Origin of the sequence: Pseudomonas sp. JL3 (genome assembly GCF_031570575.1) — a bacterium.
Taxonomy (GTDB): Bacteria; Pseudomonadota; Gammaproteobacteria; order Pseudomonadales; family Pseudomonadaceae; genus Aquipseudomonas; species Aquipseudomonas cucumis.
Genome location: NZ_JAKWJK010000008.1, coordinates 165,039 through 185,999, shown reverse-complemented (window position 1 = coordinate 185,999; position 20,961 = coordinate 165,039). Strand labels below are relative to the sequence as shown.

Sequence of the window (20,961 nt, the reverse complement as noted above, 5' to 3'; positions counted from 1 at the left end):
GCTCAACGGGTTCGGCCAAGCCATCTCTATGCTGCAGTTAATTTTACGTCGCTTCACAAAGGTCCTGCTCTGGTTCGCGGGCGGCAGCGTATTGCTGGTGCTGCTGTTTCGGGTGGTGCCGCCACCGGGAACGGCGCTGATGGTCGAGCGCAAGATCGAATCCTGGTTCGAGGGCAAACCCATCGACGTGCAACGCACCTGGAAACCTTGGGATGAAATCTCCGACGACCTGAAAGTCGCAGTGATTGCCGGTGAAGATCAGAAGTTTCCCGAGCATTGGGGCTTTGATATCGGCGCGATTCAGGCGGCGTTTGCGCATAACGAACGCGGCGGCTCAATTCGCGGCGCCAGCACCCTGAGCCAGCAAGTGTCGAAGAACCTGTTTCTGTGGTCTGGCCGCAGCTGGTTGCGCAAGGGCCTGGAGGCCTGGTTTACCGGGCTGATCGAGGTATTGTGGCCCAAGCAGCGAATTCTTGAGGTGTACCTCAACAGCGTCGAGTGGGATGAAGGCGTGTTTGGCGCCGAAGCGGCGGCCCGGCATCATTTTGGTGTGGGTGCTCGCTCAATATCCCGACAGCAGGCGAGTCTGCTGGCCGCGGTACTGCCGAACCCGCGGGTGTGGAGCGCCAGCCATCCAACCTCTTACGTTGCAAGACGGGCCGGGTGGATTCGCCAGCAGATGAGTCAGTTGGGCGGGGACAGTTATTTGCTCGGCCTCAACGATTCGCGCCGGGCGCCTTGGTCTCAGTAACTTGACGCAGGGGTTCGGTGTAAGCGGGCATAAACAAAAACGCCCCGATCAATGATCGGGGCGTTTTTTATTGCCGGAGCGCAGGTTATGCGGCGATCGACAACTTGAGCTTGTTCATCGCGCTCTTCTCGAGCTGACGAATACGCTCGGCCGACACGTTGTACTTCTGCGCCAGGTCGTGCAGCGTGGCTTTTTCTTCTGCCAGCCAGCGCTGGTAGAGGATATCGCGGCTGCGGTCGTCCAGCACTTCAAGCGCTTCGTGCAGGTTGTGATTGGAGTTGTCGCTCCAGTCGGCGTCTTCCAGTTGACGGGCCGGATCGTACCGGTGGTCTTCCAGATAGTTGGCGGGCGACTGGAATGCACTGTCGTCGTCCGCTTCCGCGGCCGGGTCGAAAGCCATGTCATGGCCGGTCAGGCGACTTTCCATTTCGCGCACTTCCCGTGGCTCTACGCCCAGGCTTTCCGCCACGCGATGGACTTCCTCGTTGTTCAGCCAGGCCAGACGTTTCTTCTGGCTGCGCAGGTTGAAGAACAGCTTGCGCTGAGCCTTGGTGGTCGCGACTTTCACGATTCGCCAGTTGCGCAGGATGAACTCGTGGATTTCCGCCTTGATCCAGTGCACCGCAAAGGACACCAGGCGTACACCCATTTCCGGGTTGAAACGCTTGACCGCTTTCATCAGGCCGACGTTGCCTTCCTGGATCAGGTCAGCCTGGGCCAGGCCATAGCCGGAATAGCTACGGGCAATGTGTACGACAAAACGCAGGTGGGCGAGCACCATCTGCCGAGCCGCCCCCAAATCCTGCTCATAATAGAGACTCTCGGCCAGTTCACGCTCCTGCTCCGGTGTCAGCAATGGAATGCTGTTCACCGTGTGCACATAGGCCTCCAGGTTCGCACCCGGGACCAGAGCATATGCAGGCTGCAAAGAATTGGTCATACGAAAAAACCTCCGACTTACATAACTCGTGCAGTTCAGCACTGCGAAAATTGACCGGAAACCAAAAGACAAGTTCCCATAAACGCTGAAAGGTCAATACGAGCAAAATGATATTACTTTGGCGCAAGCTCCCGCAGGTGGCGTGCGACTGCAATCCATGCACCGATATACCCCAACAGCACCGCGCCAAGCAAGAGCGATAGACCGTCGGCAACTGGCACTCCGGCCAGCGCAAAATCACTGCCGTACAAACCGGCCAGTCCAACTACCGCGTCGTTCAGCCAGTTCAGGCCGAACGCCAATACCCCCCAGGAAAGAATCCCCGCACCGAAGCCATAAAGCGCGCCCATATACAGAAAGGGCCTGCGCACATAGCTGTCAGTGCCGCCGACGAGTTTAATCACTTCTATCTCTGTGCGGCGGTTTTCAATATGAAGACGAATGGTATTGCCTATCACCAAAAGTAATGCAGAAACCAAAAGCACGGTCAGACCGAAGACAAAACGGTCGCCCAGCTTGAGGATGGCTGCCAGACGCTCGACCCAGACTAGATCAAGTTGCGCTTGTTGTACCTTCGGCAATTCGGAAAGTTTTTGTCTCAATGCTTCAAGCGCGGGTTTGTCGACCTCATTCGGGGTCACCAGGACCACGCCCGGCAGCGGGTTTTCCGGGAGTTCCTTGAGCGCTTCGCCCAGTCCGGACTGCTGCTGGAACTCTTCCAGCGCCTGATCGCGCCCCACGTATTCGGCGTCGGCCACGCCCGGCATGCCCTTGATCTGCTCGCGCAACGACTCGCCTTGTTCAGGACTGGCATCGAGTTGCAGGTACAGGGAAATCTGCGCTGCACGCTGCCAGGAACCACCGAGGCGCTCGACGTTATTCAGCAAAAGTGACAGACCCATCGGCAAACTGAGGGCAACTGCCATCACCATGCAGGTGAAAAAGCTGCCGATCGGGTGTTTGCCCAAGCGGCGCAAACTGTCCAGCAGACTCGCACGATGGCTTTCGACCCAGGCGCGGAACAGCGTAGAGAAATCCGGACCATCGTCATCGTCGCGCTTTTTCTTCTGCTGCGGTTGCGGATCGGCGGCCTTCGGGGCCACGCGCTCGGAAACCTTGGGGCTACGTGTTGCACTCATACGCCAGCCTCCCCGTCGCCAATCAATCGGCCACGCTGCAGCGTGAGCATGCGATGACGCATGCGGGCAATCAATGCCAGGTCGTGACTGGCGATCAGCACACTGGTGCCCAGACGGTTGATGTCTTCGAACACGCCCATGATTTCTGCCGCCAGACGCGGGTCGAGGTTACCGGTGGGTTCGTCCGCCAGCAGCAAGGCTGGACGGTGAACGATGGCGCGGGCGATGCCGACGCGCTGTTGCTGGCCAGTGGACAGGTCGCCGGGGTAGAGATCGGTTTTGTCCGAGAGCGCCACGCGCTCCAGGGCCGAGTCCACGCGCTTGGCGACTTCGGCCTTGGACAGGCCAAGGATCTGCAACGGCAACGCGACGTTGTTGAACACCGTGCGATCGAACAGCAACTGGTGGTTCTGAAACACCACGCCGATTTGCCGGCGCAGGAACGGAATCTGCGCATTGCTGATGGTGCTCAGGTCTTGCCCTGCCAGCAGCAATTTGCCGGTGGTCGGACGCTCCATGGCCAGCAACAGCCGCAACAAGGTGCTTTTGCCAGCGCCGGAATGGCCGGTGACAAACAAGAATTCACCCCGACGGACTCGAAAGCTCAGCTCATGCAAGCCGACGTGACCATTCGGGTAGCGTTTACCGACCTGTTCGAAACGAATCATGAACGCTCCCGCTCGGCAAACAATGCCTGGACAAAGGGTTCTGCTTCAAAAGTACGCAAATCGTCGATGCCTTCGCCGACGCCGATATAGCGAATCGGCAAGCCAAACTGCTTGGCCAGGGCGAAAATTACCCCGCCCTTGGCGGTGCCATCGAGTTTGGTCAGCGCCAGGCCGGTCAGTTCGACGGTCTGGTTGAATTGCTTGGCCTGGTTGATGGCGTTCTGGCCGGTACCGGCGTCGAGCACCAACAGCACCTCATGCGGCGCATCGGCGTCGAGCTTGCCGATCACCCGGCGAACCTTTTTCAGTTCTTCCATCAGGTTGTCTTTGGTGTGCAAACGACCAGCGGTGTCGGCGATCAGCACGTCAATGCCACGGGCCTTGGCGGCCTGCACGGCATCGAAGATGACCGAAGCCGAGTCGGCGCCGGTGTGCTGGGCGATCACCGGAATCTTGTTGCGCTCACCCCAGACCTGCAGTTGCTCGACCGCGGCGGCGCGGAAAGTATCACCGGCGGCGAGCATGACTTTCTTGCCTTCCAGTTGCAGCTTCTTCGCCAGTTTGCCGATGGTGGTGGTCTTGCCGGCGCCGTTGACGCCCACCACCAGAATCACGAATGGCTTGTTCTGCGAGGTGATTTTCAGTGGCTGCTCGACCGGTTTGAGCATCGCCGCCAGCTCGGCTTGCAGGGATTTGTACAGCGCATCGGCATCGGCCAGCTCTTTACGGGCGACTTTCTGAGTCAGGCGCTGAATGATCACCGAGGTCGCTTCGACGCCGACATCGGCGGTCAGCAGACGGGTTTCGATGTCTTCGAGCAACTCGTCGTCGATGATTTTCTTGCCGAGGAACAGGCTGGCCATGCCCTCGCCAATGCTGGCACTGGTCTTGGACAAGCCTTGCTTGAGGCGGGCGAAGAAACCGGCCTTGGTCTCTTCGGTACGCACAGGCTCGACCGGAGTTTCGACGGGCGCAACAGGGGTGGCGACAACAGGAACGATGACCGGTGCAGGTGCTTGAACAATCGGAGCAACCGGCGCAGGAGCAACAAATGCCGGCACTACAGGCTCTGGAACAACCGGCGCAGGTTCGGCCACGAACACGGGTTCAACGACGACCGGCGCAACCACTGGCGCCCGAACCGGTTCAGGAGCAAACGCGGTCGGGGCCGGAATCGGCGGCGTGATATGAGCTGCTTGCTCATCTTCGACTAACGCCACCGGCTCTTCCGCCACTGGCAACGTCAGCCACGGCTCGGCGGCTGGCGTCAGCGGCAGTGGGGCCATGACTTCGGTTTCAGGCGCAAGCTCGGCTGCGGGTTGCAGCACCGGCTCGGCGATCGGCAAGACAACCGGCGCTGGCGCTTGCTCTACAACCGGTGCAGGTGTTGGCTCAGAAAGTGGCTGTGGCTGTTCGACAACGGGTTCCTGCGGCTTTTTGCGCAGCCATCCGAACAGGCTTTTCTTCTCACCAGCCGCAGCTGGGTTCTTCTTGTCGTCGTTGGAACCAAACATGGAGGACGGCTATCTCACGGTAGCGACGCGCCAAAGGGCGCCTCGGCAATAAATAATTTGATGCAGAACAGACTGCGATTCATCCAGCTTGTTCACGCGCAACATTTTGTCGAGGTGCGAACGGCACCTCACAGAAACGACTTCACGAAGGACTGAAGCGGCAAAATCGGCGAAAAAGCAGAGTTTAGTTGATAAATCTCAGCCTTCTGCCGCAAACCCATACAACCTGATCAAACATCAAAGCTTGATAGGCGTGGCCGCCAGTAAAACGGATCAGTATCCTAGCACCCTCTCGCCCGCCGACGCTAAGACCAAGCGGGCAGCCCAACAGGTTTAAAAACGAATGAATGCTCTAGCCCGCCGCGCTGCAGGCCTGCTGTTCAGCACAGTTTGTCTGCCACTTTCAGCCCTGGCTGCCGATCCACAACCCACCCACGAATTCACCCTCGACAACGGTCTGAAGGTCGTCGTGCGCGAAGACCATCGTGCGCCGGTCGTCGTTTCCCAAGTCTGGTACAAGGTTGGCTCAAGCTATGAGACCCCGGGCCAGACCGGGCTCTCCCATGCGCTGGAACACATGATGTTCAAGGGCAGCGAGAAGGTCGGCCCCGGCGAAGCCTCGCTGATCTTGCGCGACCTTGGTGCCGAAGAAAACGCCTTCACCAGCGACGACTTCACCGCCTATTACCAGGTGCTGGCCCGCGACCGTCTGGGCGTGGCCTTCGAGCTGGAAGCGGACCGCATGGCCAATCTGCGCCTGCCAGCCGAAGAGTTCACCCGCGAGATCGAGGTGATCAAGGAAGAACGTCGCCTGCGCACCGACGACAAGCCAATGTCCAAGGCCTACGAACGCTTCATGGCCATGGCCTACCCCGCCAGCGGTTATCACACGCCGACCATCGGCTGGATGGCGGACCTCGACCGCATGAAGGTCGAAGAACTGCGCCACTGGTATCAATCCTGGTATGTGCCGAACAACGCCACCCTGGTGGTAGTCGGTGACGTGACCCCGGACGAAGTCAAAACCCTGGCCCAGCGTTACTTTGGCCCAATCGCCAAGCGCGACGTACCTCCAGCGAAAATCCCGCTGGAACTGGCCGAGCCCGGTGAACGGAAGATCACCCTGCATGTGCAGACCCAATTGCCGAGTCTGATGCTGGCCTTCAACGTGCCAAGCATCGCCACCGCTGAAGACAAGCGTTTGGTGAGCGCCCTGAGGTTGATCTCTGCCCTGCTCGACGGCGGCTACAGCGGCCGGATCCCGACGCAACTGGAACGCGGCGAAGAGCTGGTGTCCGGCGGCTCGTCGAGCTACGACGCCTACACCCGTGGCGACAGCCTGTTCACTTTGTCGGCCACGCCGAACACCCAGAAGAAGAAAACCATGGCCCAGGCGGAAGCCGGCCTGTGGAAACTGCTCGAACAGCTGAAAACCACCGCGCCGTCCACTGAAGAGCTGGAGCGGGTGCGGGCTCAGGTCATTGCCGGCCTGGTCTACGAGCGTGACTCGATCACCAGCCAGGCCACCGCCATCGGCCAACTGGAAACCGTCGGTTTGTCCTGGAAACTGATGGACACCGAACTCGCCGACCTGGAAAGCGTGACCCCGCAAGACATCCAGAAGGCCGCCAAGCTGTATTTCACCCGCGCACGTCTGAGCGTCGCCCATGTACTGCCACAGGAGACGACCCATGAGTAAGCGCAAAACATCGCGTCTGGCCCTGATCGGCCTGATCGCCGCCGCACTGATCGGGTCTGCCGCCTTCTATTTGTCAAAACCCGATGATTCCAACGCCAGCGAAGCTCTCGACAAGGCCAAGGCCAGCCAGAAACTGCAATCGCTGGCCGAACTCGACGGCAAGGCCCCAAGCCATCGCTCACTGAACGTGCAGACCTGGAACACCGCCGAAGGCGCCAAGGTACTGTTCGTCGAAGCCCATGAGCTGCCGATGTTCGACCTGCGCCTGATCTTCGCCGCCGGCAGCAGTCAGGACGGCAATGCACCCGGCCTGGCACTGCTGACCAACGCCATGCTCAACGAAGGTGTGGCCGGCAAAGACGTCGGCGCTATCGCCCAGGGCTTCGAAGGCCTGGGGGCCGATTTCGGTAACGGCGCCTATAAAGACATGGCGATTGCGTCGCTGCGTAGCCTCAGTGCCGCGGACAAACGCGAGCCTGCCTTGAAGCTGTTTGCTGAAGTCGTCGGCAAACCGACCTTCCCCGCCGACTCGTTTGCCCGCATCAAGAACCAGATGCTGGCCGGCTTCGAATATCAGAAACAGAACCCCGGCAAACTCGCCAGCCTGGAGCTGATGAACCGCTTGTATGGCAATCACCCGTACGCGCATTCCAGCGATGGCACGGCGAAAAGCATTCCGCCGATCACCCTGGCGCAGTTGCGGGCCTTTCATCAGAAAGCCTACGCCGCCGGCAACGTGGTAATTGCACTGGTGGGCGATCTGTCCCGCGCCGAGGCCGAGGCGGTTGCCGCACAAGTGTCCGCCGATCTGCCCAAAGGGCCGGCCCTGGCGAAAATCGAACAACCGACCGACCCCAAGTCCAGCATCGGCCACATCGAGTTTCCGTCCAAGCAAACCAACCTGATGATCGCGCAACTGGGCATCGACCGTGACGATCCGGATTACGCAGCGCTGTCCCTGGGCAATCAGATCCTTGGCGGCGGTGGCTTCGGCACCCGCTTGATGAGCGAAGTGCGCGAAAAACGCGGCCTGGCCTATGGCGTGTATTCGGGCTTCACCCCGATGCAGGCTCGTGGTCCGTTCATGATCAACCTGCAAACCCGCGCAGAGATGAGCGAAGGCACGCTGAAACTGGTGCAGGACGTGCTCGCCGACTACCTTAAAACCGGCCCTACCCAGAAAGAACTCGACGATGCCAAGCGTGAACTGGCCGGCAGCTTCCCGCTGTCCACCGCCAGCAACGCCGATATCGTCGGGCAGCTCGGCGCCATGGGTTTTTACAACTTGCCGCTGACTTACCTGGAAGACTTCATGCAGCAGTCCCAGAGCCTGACCGTCGAGCAAGTCAAAGCCGCATTGAACAAACACCTGAGCACGGACAAACTGGTCATCGTCAGCGCTGGCCCGACCGTGCCACAAAAGCCGTTGCCGGCCCCTTCTGATAAACCTGCCGAGCAACCGCTCGGGGTTCCGGAGCATTAATGGCCAGACCAAAAAAACCTGTTCACAACGTGCATAACGGTGTGAATCAACTGCGCATCATCGGTGGTGAGTGGGGCAGCCGAAAGCTGAGCTTCCCCGATGCACCAGGCTTGCGCCCAACGCCGGACCGAGTGCGTGAAACCCTGTTCAACTGGCTCGCGCCTTATGTCGCCGGGGCCAAGGTGCTCGACCCATTTGCCGGTAGCGGCGCGTTGTTTCTCGAGGCTTTGTCCCGTGGCGCCGCAATGGGTCAGGCGCTGGACGCCAGCAATATCGCGGTGGCGAGCATCAAGGAACATCTGGGTACCCTGCGCTGCACCACCGGCCAGGTACAGACTGCCGACGCCTTGCGCTATCTGGAAACCCAACCCGCCACGGCGTTCGATCTGGTGTTTCTCGACCCGCCGTTCAATCAGAATCTGTTGCCTGCCGTTTGCACTTTGCTCGAAGAGCGTCAGTGGCTGAGTGACGATGCGTGGGTCTACACTGAAAGCGAAACGGCACCGTCGATATTGGGTTTGCCAGAAAATTGGCGCCTGCATCGGGAGCAAAAATCGGGACGGGTGTACTACGCGTTGTGGCAACGTATGGCAGGGATCGCCGGTTAATCCGGCCTGTAAAAACGGTGCGAAGCTCAGTCAGTTAACGCTGCGGGTAAGCACCGCTGCATCGAGAGCAATCGTGTCCCATTTGCCAGAACGTTTCACCCCCCATTTCACCCCCGCCTACGGCCTGGGCAATCCGCATTTACAAACCTTGTGGGGACCGCTATGGCGCAAAACCACGCACCTTGACCGCGAACGTGAACGCTTATGGCTCGAAGACGGCGACTTCCTTGACCTGGACTGGCACGGCCCCCACAGCGCGAATGCGCCGTTGGTGCTGGTGTTGCATGGCCTGACTGGCTCATCGAATTCGCCTTACGTGGCCGGCATGCAGAAAGCGCTGGGCGCCCAGGGTTGGGCCAGCGTCGCGCTTAACTGGCGAGGCTGTTCCGGCGAACCCAATCTGTTGCCACGCAGTTACCATTCCGGGGCCAGTGAAGACCTGGCCGAAACCATCAAACACCTGCGCACCCAGCGCCCTCTCGCACCGCTGTATGCGGTCGGTTATTCCATGGGCGGTAACGTATTGCTCAAGCATCTGGGCGAAACCGGCAGCAACAGCGGCGTACTCGGCGCGGTGGCGGTGTCGGTGCCGTTTCGGCTCGATCAGTGTGCCGATCGTATCAGCCAGGGTTTTTCCAAGTTCTATCAGGCTCATTTCATGCGCGAGATGGTCGCTTACATCAAGAACAAGCAGCGCAGGTTCCAGCATGAAGGGCATCAGGATGGCCTGGCGGCATTGGCGGCGTTGGGCTCGCTGGAGAACATGCGCACCTTCTGGGAGTTCGATGGCCGGGTCACCGCGCCGTTGAATGGCTTCGCCGATGCCGCGGATTATTATCGCCGCGCTTCGAGTCGTTATTTCCTTGGAGAGATTCGCACACCGACCCTGATTATTCAGGCGGCCGATGACCCGTTTGTCTTTCCTCACAGCCTGCCGCAAGCCGACGAATTGTCTGCCTGCACGCAATTCGAGTTGCAGGCCAAGGGTGGGCATGTCGGCTTCGTCGAGGGCTCGTTCCGGCAACCGGGTTACTACCTGGAACGGCGCATTCCCCAATGGCTCGCCACCACAGGGCGCAAGTAGAGCATGGGTTCGGATCAGGGCGAGTCGATCCACTTCTGGCAAACGGCGCCGTTGGCCGGGGTCGAGTTGTTGTCCGCACGCTACATCGAACAGCGCTTCGCCCCCCACGTGCATGACGGCTATGTGGTCGGCATGATCATGGCCGGCGCCCAGCGTTATCGCTATCGAGGCGCCGAGCATCTGGCGGGCAGCGGCACGCTGGTGCTGATCAATCCCGATGAACTGCACACCGGTCACAAAGGGACGGAGGACGGTTGGTTGTACCGGGCGTTTTATCCCGACAGTGGGCAGATTCTTTCACTGCTGGACGAACTCGAACTGCCCACCGATACCTTGCCGGCGTTTGGTGCCACGTTGTACCGCGATCCGGATCTGGTGAAGGGATTCTGCCAACTGCATTGTTTACTGGAGAGTCCGTCCACGGCGCTGCAGCAGCAAACGGTCTGGCGGGAAATGATGCTGACGCTGTTGCAACGTCACGCAGCTGTTCCGATCGCCAACAAACCTGGCAAGGAACACCGGGCGGTAACCCTGGCCAAGGAACTGCTGCAATCCCGATTGGCGGCGCCGCCCTCGCTGGAGGAACTGGCGACGACGGTGAACCTGTCGCCCTTCCACTTCGCCCGGGTATTCCGCAAAGCTACCGGCATGCCGCCACACACCTGGTTGATGCAGCAACGTATTGCCCGGGCACGGGCGCTGTTACAGCGAGGCTGCTTGCCGCTGGAAGTCGCGACGCAGCTGGGTTTTGCCGACCAGAGCCATCTGAGTCGGCAATTCAAGCAGGTTTACGGCGTAGGACCGGGGGCGTATCGCAGTGCGCGACAACTGTGAATCAAGAGCACCTTATTAACCATGCTCCCACATTGGTTTGCGTTTACTCGCCCTTGGCGACGCCTCGCGCAGGATCATTGATCCACTCGCTCCACGACCCGGCATACAACGCTCCCAACGGATAACCAGCCAGGCACAGGGCAAACAAGTTGTGGCAGGCGGTCACACCGGAACCGCAATACGCAACCAACTCCGTGGGTGAACGATCACCGAGCTTGGCGGCAAACCGCTGCTTGAGCTGTTCGGCCGGCAGGAACCGACCGTCACTGCCCAGGTTATCGGTGAACGCGGCACATTGTGCGCCGGGGATGTGCCCGGCAATCGGATCGATCGGCTCCACTTCGCCCTTGAAGCGCGGCAAGCCGCGGGCGTCGAGCAAGGTCAGCGAGGGCTGGCCGAGACGTTGCTGGAGTTGTTCGGCGCTGAGCACCAACGAAGCGTCCGGCGTCCCGGTGAAGGTGCCGCGGGTGATCGACGGCGCATCAAGACTCAGGGGCAATCCGGCGGCGTGCCAGGCTTTCAGCCCGCCATCGAGGATAAACACACCATCGCGCTTGCCCAGCCACGCGAGCAACCACCAGGCGCGCGCGGCATAAGCGCCGGGACCGTCATCGTACAAAACCACTTCGCTGTCGGCGTTGATGCCCCAGGCTTGAAAACGTTCGATCAAGTCGGCGGGTTCAGGCAATGGATGACGCCCGGTAACCCCCTTGACCACTCTACCGCTCAAATCACGCTCCAGATCGGCAAAGCTCGATCCGGCAATATGCCCTTCGGCGTAGCTGCGTTGACCGTAATCAGGGTCTTCGAGGGCAAAACGACAATCCAGAATCACCAGCCCCGGCGTTTCCTTTTTCAGGTCCAACGCTTGCGGGCTGATCAGTTGCGCAATGGGCATAACGGGCTCCTGTGATTTTGTTTGTCTGGAATCCTACTGCACTCTTTATTCCACTTCTCTATCCCACTTCTTCCAGCGCCTGGGCCAGCGGCACATAAAACTCTTCGAACAGCGCATTCACTGCGTCGCGAGCTTGGTCAGTGACGAACCCGGCCTCCAGCACCAGCACCTGATACACGCCTCGTTTAATGGCCTGTTCGCTCAGATGGTTGGAGTTTTCCCGCGTGGTGCACAGAAAGCGCACCCACGAGGTGAGGATGATCCAGGCATTAAGGGTCAGGGATTCGATCTGAACCTTGTCCATGCACAGAATGCCGGCCTCGACGAAGCCCGCGTAGATGTGTGTGCCCTGGATCAGGCAGCGCTGGGAAAAGCGCCGGTAACGGGCGGCCAGCTCGGGATCGCTGTCGAGCAAATGCTCGAGATCGCGATGCAGGAAGCGGTATTGCCACATGGCGGCGAGCAATTCCTTGAGGTAGAAGCGCTTGTCTTCGACCGTCGCGGCGCGCCCCTGGGGCGGGCGCAGAAAGCTGTCCACCAGGTTTTCGTACTCACTGAACAACACGGCGATGATCGCCTGCTTGTTGGGGAAGTGGTAGTACAGGTTGCCCGGGGAAATCTCCATATGGGCAGCAATGTGGTTGGTACTGATACTGCGCTCGCCCTGTTGATTGAACAGCTCCAGGCTGTTCTGCACGATGCGCTCGCTGGTTTTGATCCGAGGGGCCATGGCTTGAGCTTTAATTGTGCGATGAGGGCATCTTACGACCTATCCGCCCGTGGTTAAAACAAAGCCGTACCAAAGTGCCATTTGACTTTCTAGAGCATAGACTCTAAAAAGTTCCTCATTCCAATAAATCCGGTGCCGAGCATGCCTGCTGACATTGCCTACCTGAACAACCTGCAGCAGCCTCTGGACGAACTCCAAACCCTGTTCGACGCTCAGCGCGCAGCGTATGCAGCCAACCCGATGCCACCCGCCGCTCAGCGCCAGCAATGGCTAAAAGCGTTGCGGGACCTGCTGAGCAAAGAGCGCCAGGCCCTGATCGACGCCATCAGCCAGGACTTCAGCCACCGCAGCGCCGATGAAACCCTGCTCGCCGAATTGATGCCCAGCTTGCACGGTATTCACTACGCCAGCCGGCACCTCAAAAACTGGATGAAAACCTCACGACGCAAAGTCGGTCTCGCCTTTCAACCAGCGTCGGCCAAAGTGGTTTATCAACCGTTGGGCGTGGTCGGAGTGATCGTGCCGTGGAACTACCCCCTTTACCTGGCCATCGGGCCGCTGGCAGGTGCGTTGTCGGCGGGCAACCGGGTGATGCTCAAACTCAGCGAATCGACCCCCACCACCGGTTTGCTGCTCAAGGAACTGCTGGGCCGGGTTTTTCCCCAGGACTTGGTCTGCGTGGTGCTGGGCGAGGCCGATATCGGCGTGGCGTTCTCGCGGCTACGTTTCGATCACTTGCTGTTCACCGGCGCCACCAGCATCGGCAAACACGTGATGCGTGCGGCGGCCGAGAATCTGACGCCGGTGACCCTCGAACTGGGCGGCAAGTCCCCGGCCATCGTTTCCTGCGATGTCCCGCTCAAGGACGCCGCCGAACGCATCGCTTTCGGCAAGACCCTCAATGCCGGGCAAACCTGTGTCGCCCCCGACTACGTTCTGGTGCCGGAAGACCGCGTCGGCTCTTTCGTCGAAGCCTATCGTCAGGCGGTTCGCGGGTTTTATCCGACGCTGGCCGACAACCCGGACTACACCGCCATCATCAACGACCGACAGTTGGCGCGGCTCAACGGCTACCTCAGCGACGCCACCAGCAAGGGCGCGCTGCTGATTCCGCTGTTCGATCAGGGCCAGGGCCGGCGCATGGGTCATAGCCTGCTGCTCAATGTCAGCGACGACATGACGGTGATGCAGGACGAAATCTTCGGCCCATTGCTGCCGATCGTGCCATACAGGGATCTCGACGAAGCGTTTGCCTACATCAACCAACGCCCTCGCCCGCTGGCGCTGTATTACTTCGGCTACGACAAGCGCGAGCAAAACCGCGTCCTCAACGAAACCCATTCCGGCGGCGTTTGCCTCAATGACACCTTGCTGCACGTTGCTCAGGACGACATGCCGTTCGGCGGTATCGGTGCCTCGGGCATGGGCCATTACCACGGCCACGAAGGTTTCCTGACCTTCAGCAAGGCCAAGGGCGTGCTGATCAAACAGCGTTTCAATGCGGCGAAGCTGATCTATCCGCCGTACGGCAAATCCGTTCAGAAACTGATCCAGAAACTGTTTATCCGCTAACGATCATCACCGCCGGGTAATAACAATAATGAGCCCAAGCCTGTCCGACACACCCGCACTGTCACGGCGCGGCCTGCTTAAATTCAGCCTCGGCGCCAGCGCTTTTCTGGCCACGGCTGGATTAGGCGCGAGCCTCAGCGGCTGCTCATCGAGCAACCCGGCCAGCGGTTTCGCGATTCTTCGCAGCAGTGACCTGCTGTTTCTGCGGGCAGTGATTCCGGTAATGCTCGACGGCGCAGTGGCCATGGAAAAAATGCCGGCCGCTGTCACCGAGACTTTGCACAGCCTGGATAGCGGCCTGAATCACCTGTCGCCGGAAATGCTCAAACTGACCCGGCAATTGTTCGATGTGTTGGGGATGAGTATTACTCGCGGCCCACTGACCGGGATTTGGGGCAGCTGGGAAAACGCCAGCAGCGAACAGATCCGGCACTTTCTCGACCGTTGGGAAAACAGCTCGTTGAGCCTGCTGCGCATGGGCCACAGCTCGTTGCTGCAAATGGTGATGATGGCGTGGTACAGCCGGGCGGAGTCGTGGGCGCATTGCGGGTACCCCGGGCCGCCCACCGTTTGAAATCGCGATAGCGTCTGCCGCCTCACCACCCAATCCAAAATAATAAGAGAACCCAAACATGCCCGTACCCGATCCGTTCCGCGAAGGCTTGGCCCGTGGCTGGAAAACCCACAACGGTGCCCGACTGACCCAAGACCTGACCCTCGAAGCGGACGTGGCGATCATCGGCAGCGGCGCCGGCGGCGGGACCACCGCCGAAATCCTCAGCGCCGCCGGCTACAAGGTGTTGCTGATCGAAGAAGGCCCGCTCAAGACCAGCAGCGACTTCAAGATGCTCGAAGACCAAGCCTACACCAGCCTCTATCAGGAAGGCATCGGGCGCATGAGCAAGGATGGCGCGATCACCATCCTTCAGGGCCGGGCAGTGGGCGGCACCACGCTGATCAACTGGACCTCAAGCTTTCGCACCCCGGACCCGACGCTGGAACACTGGGCCAAAGAGCACGACGTCATAGGCCACACACCGGCCGAAATGGCGCCCTGGTTCGAGAAAATGGAACAACGCCTGGGTGTCGCCCCATGGATGGTGCCGCCTAATGCCAACAATGACGTCATCCGCAAAGGTTGCGAAAAACTCGGCTACGCCTGGCATGTGATCCCGCGCAACGTGCGCGGCTGCTGGAACATCGGCTACTGCGGCATGGGTTGCCCGACCAACGCCAAGCAATCGATGCTGGTCACGACCATCCCGGCAACCCTGGAAAAAGGTGGCGAGCTGCTCTATCTGGCCCGCGCCGAAAAGCTGTCGATCAAGGACGGCAAGGTTACGGGCCTGCACTGTGTGGCGATGGATGAGCGTTGCGTTGCGCCCACCGGACGCACAATTACGGTCAAGGCGCGGCATTACGTGTTGGCCGGCGGCGGGATCAACAGCCCGGCGCTGCTATTGCGCTCCGAGGCACCGGATCCTCACGAACGACTGGGTAAACGGACATTCCTGCACCTGGTAAATATGTCCGCCGGGCTGTTTGATGAGGTGATCAACCCGTTCTACGGCGCGCCGCAGTCGATCTATTCCGACCATTTCCAGTGGCGGGATGGCACCACTGGCAAGATGTCTTACAAACTCGAGGTTCCACCGCTGCATCCAGCACTGGCCAGCACCCTGCTCGGCGGCTTCGGCACGGAAAACGCCCGGCATATGGAAAACCTGCCGCACACCCACGCCATGCTGGCGTTGCTGCGGGACGGTTTTCACCCGGACAGCCCTGGCGGCAGCGTTGAATTGCGCGGTGATGGCACGCCAGTGCTCGACTATCAGGTTTCACCCTACGCCTGGGACGGGTTGCGCCGGGCATTCCACAGCATGGCCGAGATCCAGTTCGCCGGGGGCGCCAACGCCGTGATGCCGATGCACGCCGACGCTCGTTACGTGAAAAACCTCACCGAAGCGCGCGCATTGATCGACGATTTGAGCCTTGAGTTGTATCGCACGCGTCTGGGCAGTGCCCATGTGATGGGCGGTTGTGCCATGGGTGAAGACCCGAAAAGCGCGGTGACCGACAGCCTCGGCCGACATCACCAGTTGCGCAATCTGTCGATTCACGACGGCTCGCTTTTCCCCACCAGCATTGGCGCAAACCCACAATTGTCGGTCTACGGACTGACGGCGCAATTGGCCACTTCGCTGGCCGAACGTTTGAAAAACCCATGAAAACGCGGAATATTCCCATCGTCTATAGTGCTTTCTTACCCAACAGGCGACTTGGCCGACCGGGAAGGCTGCGATACCATCCGACTCCCCAACGGACTCCCGCCAGGACGACGCGATGAACCGAGTGTTGTACCCAGGTACCTTCGACCCTATTACCAAGGGCCATGGCGATCTGGTCGAACGCGCCTCGCGCCTGTTCGATCATGTGATCATCGCCGTCGCCGCCAGCCCGAAAAAAAACCCGCTGTTTCCCCTGGAACAACGTGTGGAGCTGGCCCGCGAGGTCACCAAACATTTGCCGAACGTTGAAGTCGTCGGCTTCTCGACGTTGCTCGCGCATTTCGCCAAAGAGAAGAACGCCAACATATTCCTGCGTGGTTTGCGCGCGGTGTCGGACTTCGAATACGAATTCCAGCTGGCCAACATGAACCGCCAACTGGCACCGGATGTGGAAAGCCTGTTTCTCACACCGTCCGAGCGTTATTCGTTCATTTCCTCGACGCTGGTGCGTGAAATCGCGGCCTTGGGCGGCGATATCACCAAGTTCGTCCACCCGGCGGTGGCCGACGCCCTTACCCTACGCTTTAAAAAGTAGGAGCTGCCGAAGGCTGCGATCTTTTACGGCTACCGCAATCTTCGATCGCTGCACTTGATCGCGCCCGCGTGCACTGCGGGCGCCAATGCGGCACAATTGTGCGCATTGATTTATTGCGCCCGGGCCTGCCGCCCCGGCTGGAGTTAGCATGTCCCTGATCATCACCGACGATTGCATCAACTGCGACGTCTGCGAACCTGAGTGCCCGAATGCCGCCATCTCCCAGGGCGAAGAGATCTACGTGATCGACCCGAACCTGTGCACACAATGTGTCGGCCACTACGACGAACCGCAGTGCCAACAGGTCTGCCCGGTGGATTGCATTCCGCTGGACGAGGCTCATCCGGAGACTGAAGAACAGTTGATGGAGAAATATCGCAAGATTACCGGTAAGGCTTGATTCATTTGGCGCCTGTCAGGGCGCCTTCGCGGGCAAGCCTCGCTCCTATAGGAGGTCCGCGTCGTGCCCGCCGATGGAACTCTGTAGGAGCGAGCGGTGCGGCGATCCGACTTGCCCGCGAAGCTCTTAGAGTTCACTCCCGCTGCTCAAACCCCTCCCCGATACACCCCAGGCACCGCACAAATGCGGCTTTCGCCGGATCGACCACCAACGCCTGCCCCGCATCGCCAATGCCGCCACCGAACGCGGTAAACGGCAACGACACTACAAACGCCCCGGCACCGATCACCGTCGCCGCCACCAATAACGGTCGGGCAATCAGTAAATCGCCAAGCATGGCGTAGGCCGGTGGGTTCTGGATGGTGTAACGCGGATCGCCGCTGCCGTTTTCAGCCGCCAACGCGGGCACACCGACGCTCAGCAGCAGCGCAACGACAAGGGTTCGAAACAGATTCATGGCACGGTCCTTCGGCTAGGCAGTGAGAACACTGACTATAGACCGTCGCCGATATCAGCTCTGACAACGCGGACAAAAGACGCTGGCGCGCTGCCCAAGCTTGACCTCCCGCAGCCCCGTGCCACAAACCTTGCAGTGTTCACCACCACGGCCGTACACGAACAATTCCTGCTGGAAGTAACCCGGTTGACCGTCGCCGCCGATAAAGTCCCGCAACGTGGTGCCGCCGCGCTCGATGGCGAGGGCCAGGATGCGCTTGATCTCGATTGCCAGCTTCAAATAGCGCGCCCGGGAAATGCTCTTGGCTTCACGGCGCGGGTCGATGCCGGCCGCAAACAACGCTTCGGTCGCGTAGATGTTGCCGACACCGACCACCACCGCGTTGTCCATGATGAACGGCTTGACCGCCATGGAACGCCCGCGGGATTGCTGGAACAGTCGTTCGCCGTCAAACAGATCCGTCAACGGCTCCGGCCCCAGGCGAATCAGCAATTCGTGGTTCAGCGGGTCCAGGCTCCAGAGCATCGCGCCAAAGCGTCGCGGGTCTGTGTAACGCAGGGCCAGGCCCGATTCCAGTTCAATGTCCACATGCTCATGCTTGGCCGCCGGCATGCCGACTTCCACCAGCCGCAGATTCCCCGACATCCCCAAGTGACTGATCAGCGTGCCGACTTCGGCATTGATCAGCAGGTACTTGGCGCGCCGCTCCACCAGCACGATGCGCTGGCCGGACAGTCGCACATCCAGGTCTTCGGGGATCGGCCAGCGCAGACGGCGCTCACGCACAATCACCCGGCTGACGCGCTGGCCTTCCAGGTGTGGTGCAATCCCGCGGCGGGTGGTTTCGACTTCCGGCAGTTCAGGCATGGGGCTCTCGTATCAGGCGAGATTCGACACTCAACGAGTGGCGAGGTCGCGAATCTCTTGCTTCTGGGTTTCGAAATCGTATTCCGACAGACCGATGTAATCGAGCACAAGAGGCCCGACACTGTTCCATTCATGGTCTTCGGACTGGTTGCCCAGTACCCGGAAGGAGGCGCAAATGTGCTCGGCCATCTTCAGGATCGCCAGCAAATTTTTCAGCGGCGTGTTGCGGGACGACTCGTCGCTGAAAATGGCCAGGGCATTGTGATGGTTGGCGATGGCCTGGGTGACGTGCTCCGGCAGGCGCCAGGATTTGGCGGTGTAATACCCGACCACGGCGTGATTGGTGTTGTATTGCTTGTTCTCGGTATCCACCACGCGGCATTCGGCGCTGGCGTTGCCATAGGCCTGTTCCAGCACTTTCATGTAGTCGGGGAATTTCTTGAGCATCAACGGGATGCCGCAATCGTGGAACAGCCCCAGCGCATAGGCTTCATCACCGGCCTGGATACCAACACGCTTGGCCAGGGTCAGGCACGTCATCGCCACGTCCTGCGCCGTGTCCCAGAAACGGTTGAGGGTGACGATGGCGTCGTCGTTCAGCTCGCCCTTGATCGACTGAGCATTGATCAAGTTGATGATCGAACGGCTGCCCAACAGGTTCACTGCCCGCTGGATCGCGGTGATTTTGTTGCTCAAGCCGTAGTACGGCGAGTTGACGATTTTCAACAAGGCACCGGAAAGGCCTGGGTCCTGGGAGATCAGCTTCGCGATCACTTCCAGATCCGGGTCGGGCATGTACTGCTCCATCTGCAGATCCACCATGATCTGCGGCTGGGGCGGCACGCTGATGCCTTGCAGGGACTGTTGAATCTGTTCGGTCGTCAACTCTTGGGACATAAGTACACACTCCGGGTCAGGCGGGGATTCTAACCCTTAAGAAGATGGGTCTGACACACCCGCGGCTATGTCGCCGAAATTTCATTTATTGCCCAGAACAAATGCACGCCCTGTGGGAGCGAGCCTGCTCGCGATAGCGTCGGGTTAGCCAACATTGATGCTGAATGTACCGCCGTCATCGCGAGCAGGCTCACTCCCACAAGTTGCAGGCCCCCTCACCGCATGTCCATCCGCCAAGCCGAGGCCTTGCGCAACACGCTATACTCCCGCTCTTTTTTCCGGAGCGACGTCATGTCCCTGCCTAGCCTGCGCCTCAAAGCCAACGCCGACCGTCGCCTGCGAAACGGCCACTTGTGGGTTTACAGCAACGAAATCGATGTAGCTGCTACGCCTTTGCACGGTTTCAAGGCCGGCGACCAGGCGATTCTCGAAGCCGCCAGCGGCAAGCCGCTGGGCATCGTTGCCATGAGCCCGAACAACCTGATCTGCGCCCGCCTGCTGTCGCGCGACATCAAGTTGCCGCTGGACAAGTCGCTGCTGGTGCATCGCCTGAACGTTGCCCTGTCCCTGCGCGATCGCCTGTTCGACAAGCCATTCTATCGCCTGGTCTATGGCGACTCAGACCTGCTGCCAGGCCTGGTGGTCGACCGTTTCGGCGACATCCTGGTAGTCCAGATCGCCTCGGCGACCATGGAAGCTCACAAAGACGACGTGATCGCGGCACTGACCCAAGTGCTCAAGCCAAGCGGCATTCTGTTCAAGAACGACTCCGCTGCCCGTGATGCCGAAGGCCTCAACCGCTACGTCGAAACCGTGTTCGGCCTGGTACCGGAATGGGTCGCGCTGGAAGAAAACGGCGTGAAATTCGAAGCGCCAGTCATCCAGGGGCAGAAAACCGGCTGGTTCTACGACCATCGCATGAACCGCGCGCGTCTGGCCCCTTATGCCAAAGGCAAACGCGTACTGGATTTGTACAGCTACATCGGCGGCTGGGGCGTTCAAGCGGCTGCCTTCGGCGCCAGTGAAGTGTTCTGCGTCGATGCTTCGGCCTTCGCCCTCGACGGCGTGGAGCGCAATGCCGCACTGAACGGCGTCGCCGAAAAAATGACCTGCATCGAAGGCGACGTGTTCGAAGCCCTGAAAGAACTGAAAGCCAGCGAAGAGCGTTTCGACGTCATCGTGGCCGACCCTCCTGCCTTCATCAAACGCAAGAAAGACATGAAAAACGGTGAAGGCGCCTACCGTCGCCTGAATGAGCAAGCCATGCGCCTGCTCAGCAAGGACGGCATCCTGGTCAGCGCTTCGTGCTCAATGCACCTGCCGGAAGACGATCTGCAAAACATTCTGCTGACCAGCGCCCGTCACCTGGATCGCAACATCCAGATGCTGGAGCGCGGCGGTCAGGGCCCGGATCACCCGGTACACCCAGCGATTGCCGAAACCCGCTACATCAAGAGCATCACCTGCCGTCTGCTGCCAAACAGCTGAGTACGCTGGTTTGACGGGGAGCCAACAGGCTCTCCGTCAGCCGTTTTAACGCCACGACATCCACTCTTCAATCCTGGCTTCTTACTCTTGCGGTCCTACTGACTTGCAG

21 protein-coding genes are annotated in these 20,961 nt (G+C 60.0%); 12 read left to right on the top strand and 9 right to left on the bottom strand.

Features of this window, described 5'->3' with window-relative positions:
* Positions 1 to 28 precede the first annotated feature (28 nt).
* A complete protein-coding gene (gene mtgA / locus MMG91_RS16315; RefSeq protein ID WP_310660152.1) occupies positions 29 to 751 on the top strand; it encodes a monofunctional biosynthetic peptidoglycan transglycosylase in 723 nt (240 codons plus the stop codon).
* 85 nt (positions 752 to 836) lie between these two features.
* On the opposite strand, the gene rpoH is transcribed toward mtgA, so the two are convergent.
* The 4 genes from rpoH to ftsY form a co-directional block, all read right to left on the bottom strand.
* Positions 837 to 1,691 (bottom strand): RNA polymerase sigma factor RpoH, encoded by an 855-nt coding sequence (gene rpoH, locus MMG91_RS16310; protein WP_007897890.1) that lies wholly within the window; start codon positions 1,689 to 1,691, stop codon positions 837 to 839.
* A gap of 113 nt (positions 1,692 to 1,804) precedes the next feature.
* On the bottom strand, positions 1,805 to 2,830 hold the full coding sequence (ftsX, locus tag MMG91_RS16305; protein ID WP_305424691.1) for a permease-like cell division protein FtsX: 1,026 nt from the start codon (positions 2,828 to 2,830) through the stop codon (positions 1,805 to 1,807).
* Positions 2,827 to 3,498 carry a cell division ATP-binding protein FtsE gene (gene ftsE / locus MMG91_RS16300; protein WP_007897888.1) on the bottom strand — a complete coding sequence of 224 codons (672 nt, stop codon included), beginning with the start codon at positions 3,496 to 3,498 and terminating at the stop codon, positions 2,827 to 2,829. The genes ftsX and ftsE overlap by 4 nt, the downstream gene beginning before the upstream one ends.
* On the bottom strand, positions 3,495 to 5,012 hold the full coding sequence (ftsY, locus tag MMG91_RS16295; protein WP_310660151.1) for a signal recognition particle-docking protein FtsY: 1,518 nt from the start codon (positions 5,010 to 5,012) through the stop codon (positions 3,495 to 3,497). The genes ftsE and ftsY overlap by 4 nt, the downstream gene beginning before the upstream one ends.
* 343 nt (positions 5,013 to 5,355) lie before the next feature.
* On the opposite strand from ftsY, the gene MMG91_RS16290 reads away from it, so the two are divergent.
* From MMG91_RS16290 to MMG91_RS16270, 5 genes are all read left to right on the top strand, one after another.
* Positions 5,356 to 6,711, top strand: coding sequence for a pitrilysin family protein (locus MMG91_RS16290; protein WP_310660150.1), 1,356 nt, complete (start codon positions 5,356 to 5,358; stop codon positions 6,709 to 6,711).
* Positions 6,704 to 8,194, top strand: coding sequence for a pitrilysin family protein (locus MMG91_RS16285; protein ID WP_310660149.1), 1,491 nt, complete (start codon positions 6,704 to 6,706; stop codon positions 8,192 to 8,194). The genes MMG91_RS16290 and MMG91_RS16285 overlap by 8 nt, the downstream gene beginning before the upstream one ends.
* Positions 8,194 to 8,802, top strand: coding sequence for a 16S rRNA (guanine(966)-N(2))-methyltransferase RsmD (rsmD, locus tag MMG91_RS16280; protein WP_192344923.1), 609 nt, complete (start codon positions 8,194 to 8,196; stop codon positions 8,800 to 8,802). Before MMG91_RS16285 ends, rsmD begins: the two co-directional genes overlap by 1 nt.
* A gap of 73 nt (positions 8,803 to 8,875) precedes the next feature.
* Positions 8,876 to 9,886: a hydrolase gene (locus MMG91_RS16275; protein ID WP_305447278.1), complete on the top strand. Its 1,011-nt coding sequence runs from the start codon at positions 8,876 to 8,878 to the stop codon at positions 9,884 to 9,886.
* 3 nt (positions 9,887 to 9,889) lie between these two features.
* Positions 9,890 to 10,720, top strand: a complete 831-nt coding sequence (locus MMG91_RS16270) for an AraC family transcriptional regulator (RefSeq protein WP_305503668.1) — start codon at positions 9,890 to 9,892, stop codon at positions 10,718 to 10,720.
* A 43-nt stretch (positions 10,721 to 10,763) separates the two neighbouring features.
* On the opposite strand, the gene MMG91_RS16265 is transcribed toward MMG91_RS16270, so the two are convergent.
* Both MMG91_RS16265 and MMG91_RS16260 read right to left on the bottom strand, forming a co-directional pair.
* Positions 10,764 to 11,618, bottom strand: a complete 855-nt coding sequence (locus MMG91_RS16265) for a sulfurtransferase (protein WP_310660148.1) — start codon at positions 11,616 to 11,618, stop codon at positions 10,764 to 10,766.
* 58 nt (positions 11,619 to 11,676) lie between these two features.
* Positions 11,677 to 12,348, bottom strand: a complete 672-nt coding sequence (locus MMG91_RS16260; protein WP_305447281.1) for a TetR/AcrR family transcriptional regulator — start codon at positions 12,346 to 12,348, stop codon at positions 11,677 to 11,679.
* Between the two features lie 141 nt (positions 12,349 to 12,489).
* Between MMG91_RS16260 and MMG91_RS16255 the strand changes: the two genes are divergently transcribed.
* The 5 genes from MMG91_RS16255 to MMG91_RS16235 all read left to right on the top strand — a co-directional run bounded on the left by MMG91_RS16255 (position 12,490) and on the right by MMG91_RS16235 (position 17,143).
* Positions 12,490 to 13,920 (top strand): coniferyl aldehyde dehydrogenase, encoded by a 1,431-nt coding sequence (locus MMG91_RS16255; protein ID WP_310660147.1) that lies wholly within the window; start codon positions 12,490 to 12,492, stop codon positions 13,918 to 13,920.
* A gap of 28 nt (positions 13,921 to 13,948) precedes the next feature.
* A complete protein-coding gene (locus MMG91_RS16250; protein WP_310660146.1) occupies positions 13,949 to 14,494 on the top strand; it encodes a twin-arginine translocation pathway signal protein in 546 nt (181 codons plus the stop codon).
* Positions 14,495 to 14,552: 58 nt separating this feature from the next.
* Positions 14,553 to 16,148 (top strand): GMC family oxidoreductase, encoded by a 1,596-nt coding sequence (locus MMG91_RS16245; RefSeq protein WP_305503674.1) that lies wholly within the window; start codon positions 14,553 to 14,555, stop codon positions 16,146 to 16,148.
* A gap of 115 nt (positions 16,149 to 16,263) precedes the next feature.
* Positions 16,264 to 16,743: a pantetheine-phosphate adenylyltransferase gene (gene coaD, locus MMG91_RS16240; RefSeq protein ID WP_038980940.1), complete on the top strand. Its 480-nt coding sequence runs from the start codon at positions 16,264 to 16,266 to the stop codon at positions 16,741 to 16,743.
* Positions 16,744 to 16,891: 148 nt separating this feature from the next.
* Positions 16,892 to 17,143, top strand: coding sequence for a YfhL family 4Fe-4S dicluster ferredoxin (locus tag MMG91_RS16235; RefSeq protein ID WP_003195146.1), 252 nt, complete (start codon positions 16,892 to 16,894; stop codon positions 17,141 to 17,143).
* A gap of 133 nt (positions 17,144 to 17,276) precedes the next feature.
* On the opposite strand, the gene MMG91_RS16230 is transcribed toward MMG91_RS16235, so the two are convergent.
* The 3 genes from MMG91_RS16230 to MMG91_RS16220 are packed head-to-tail and all read right to left on the bottom strand — an operon-like array spanning position 17,277 to position 19,310.
* Positions 17,277 to 17,600: a multidrug transporter gene (locus tag MMG91_RS16230; RefSeq protein WP_305447285.1), complete on the bottom strand. Its 324-nt coding sequence runs from the start codon at positions 17,598 to 17,600 to the stop codon at positions 17,277 to 17,279.
* Positions 17,601 to 17,654: 54 nt separating this feature from the next.
* The gene (gene mutM, locus MMG91_RS16225; RefSeq protein ID WP_008007376.1) at positions 17,655 to 18,467 is read right to left on the bottom strand and encodes a bifunctional DNA-formamidopyrimidine glycosylase/DNA-(apurinic or apyrimidinic site) lyase; all 813 of its coding nucleotides are present in this window, start codon (positions 18,465 to 18,467) and stop codon (positions 17,655 to 17,657) included.
* Positions 18,468 to 18,497: 30 nt separating this feature from the next.
* On the bottom strand, positions 18,498 to 19,310 hold the full coding sequence (locus MMG91_RS16220) for an HDOD domain-containing protein (RefSeq protein ID WP_310660174.1): 813 nt from the start codon (positions 19,308 to 19,310) through the stop codon (positions 18,498 to 18,500).
* A gap of 345 nt (positions 19,311 to 19,655) precedes the next feature.
* Between MMG91_RS16220 and MMG91_RS16215 the strand changes: the two genes are divergently transcribed.
* Positions 19,656 to 20,852, top strand: a complete 1,197-nt coding sequence (locus MMG91_RS16215) for a class I SAM-dependent rRNA methyltransferase (protein ID WP_007897847.1) — start codon at positions 19,656 to 19,658, stop codon at positions 20,850 to 20,852.
* The last annotated feature ends 109 nt before the right edge of the window (positions 20,853 to 20,961 follow it).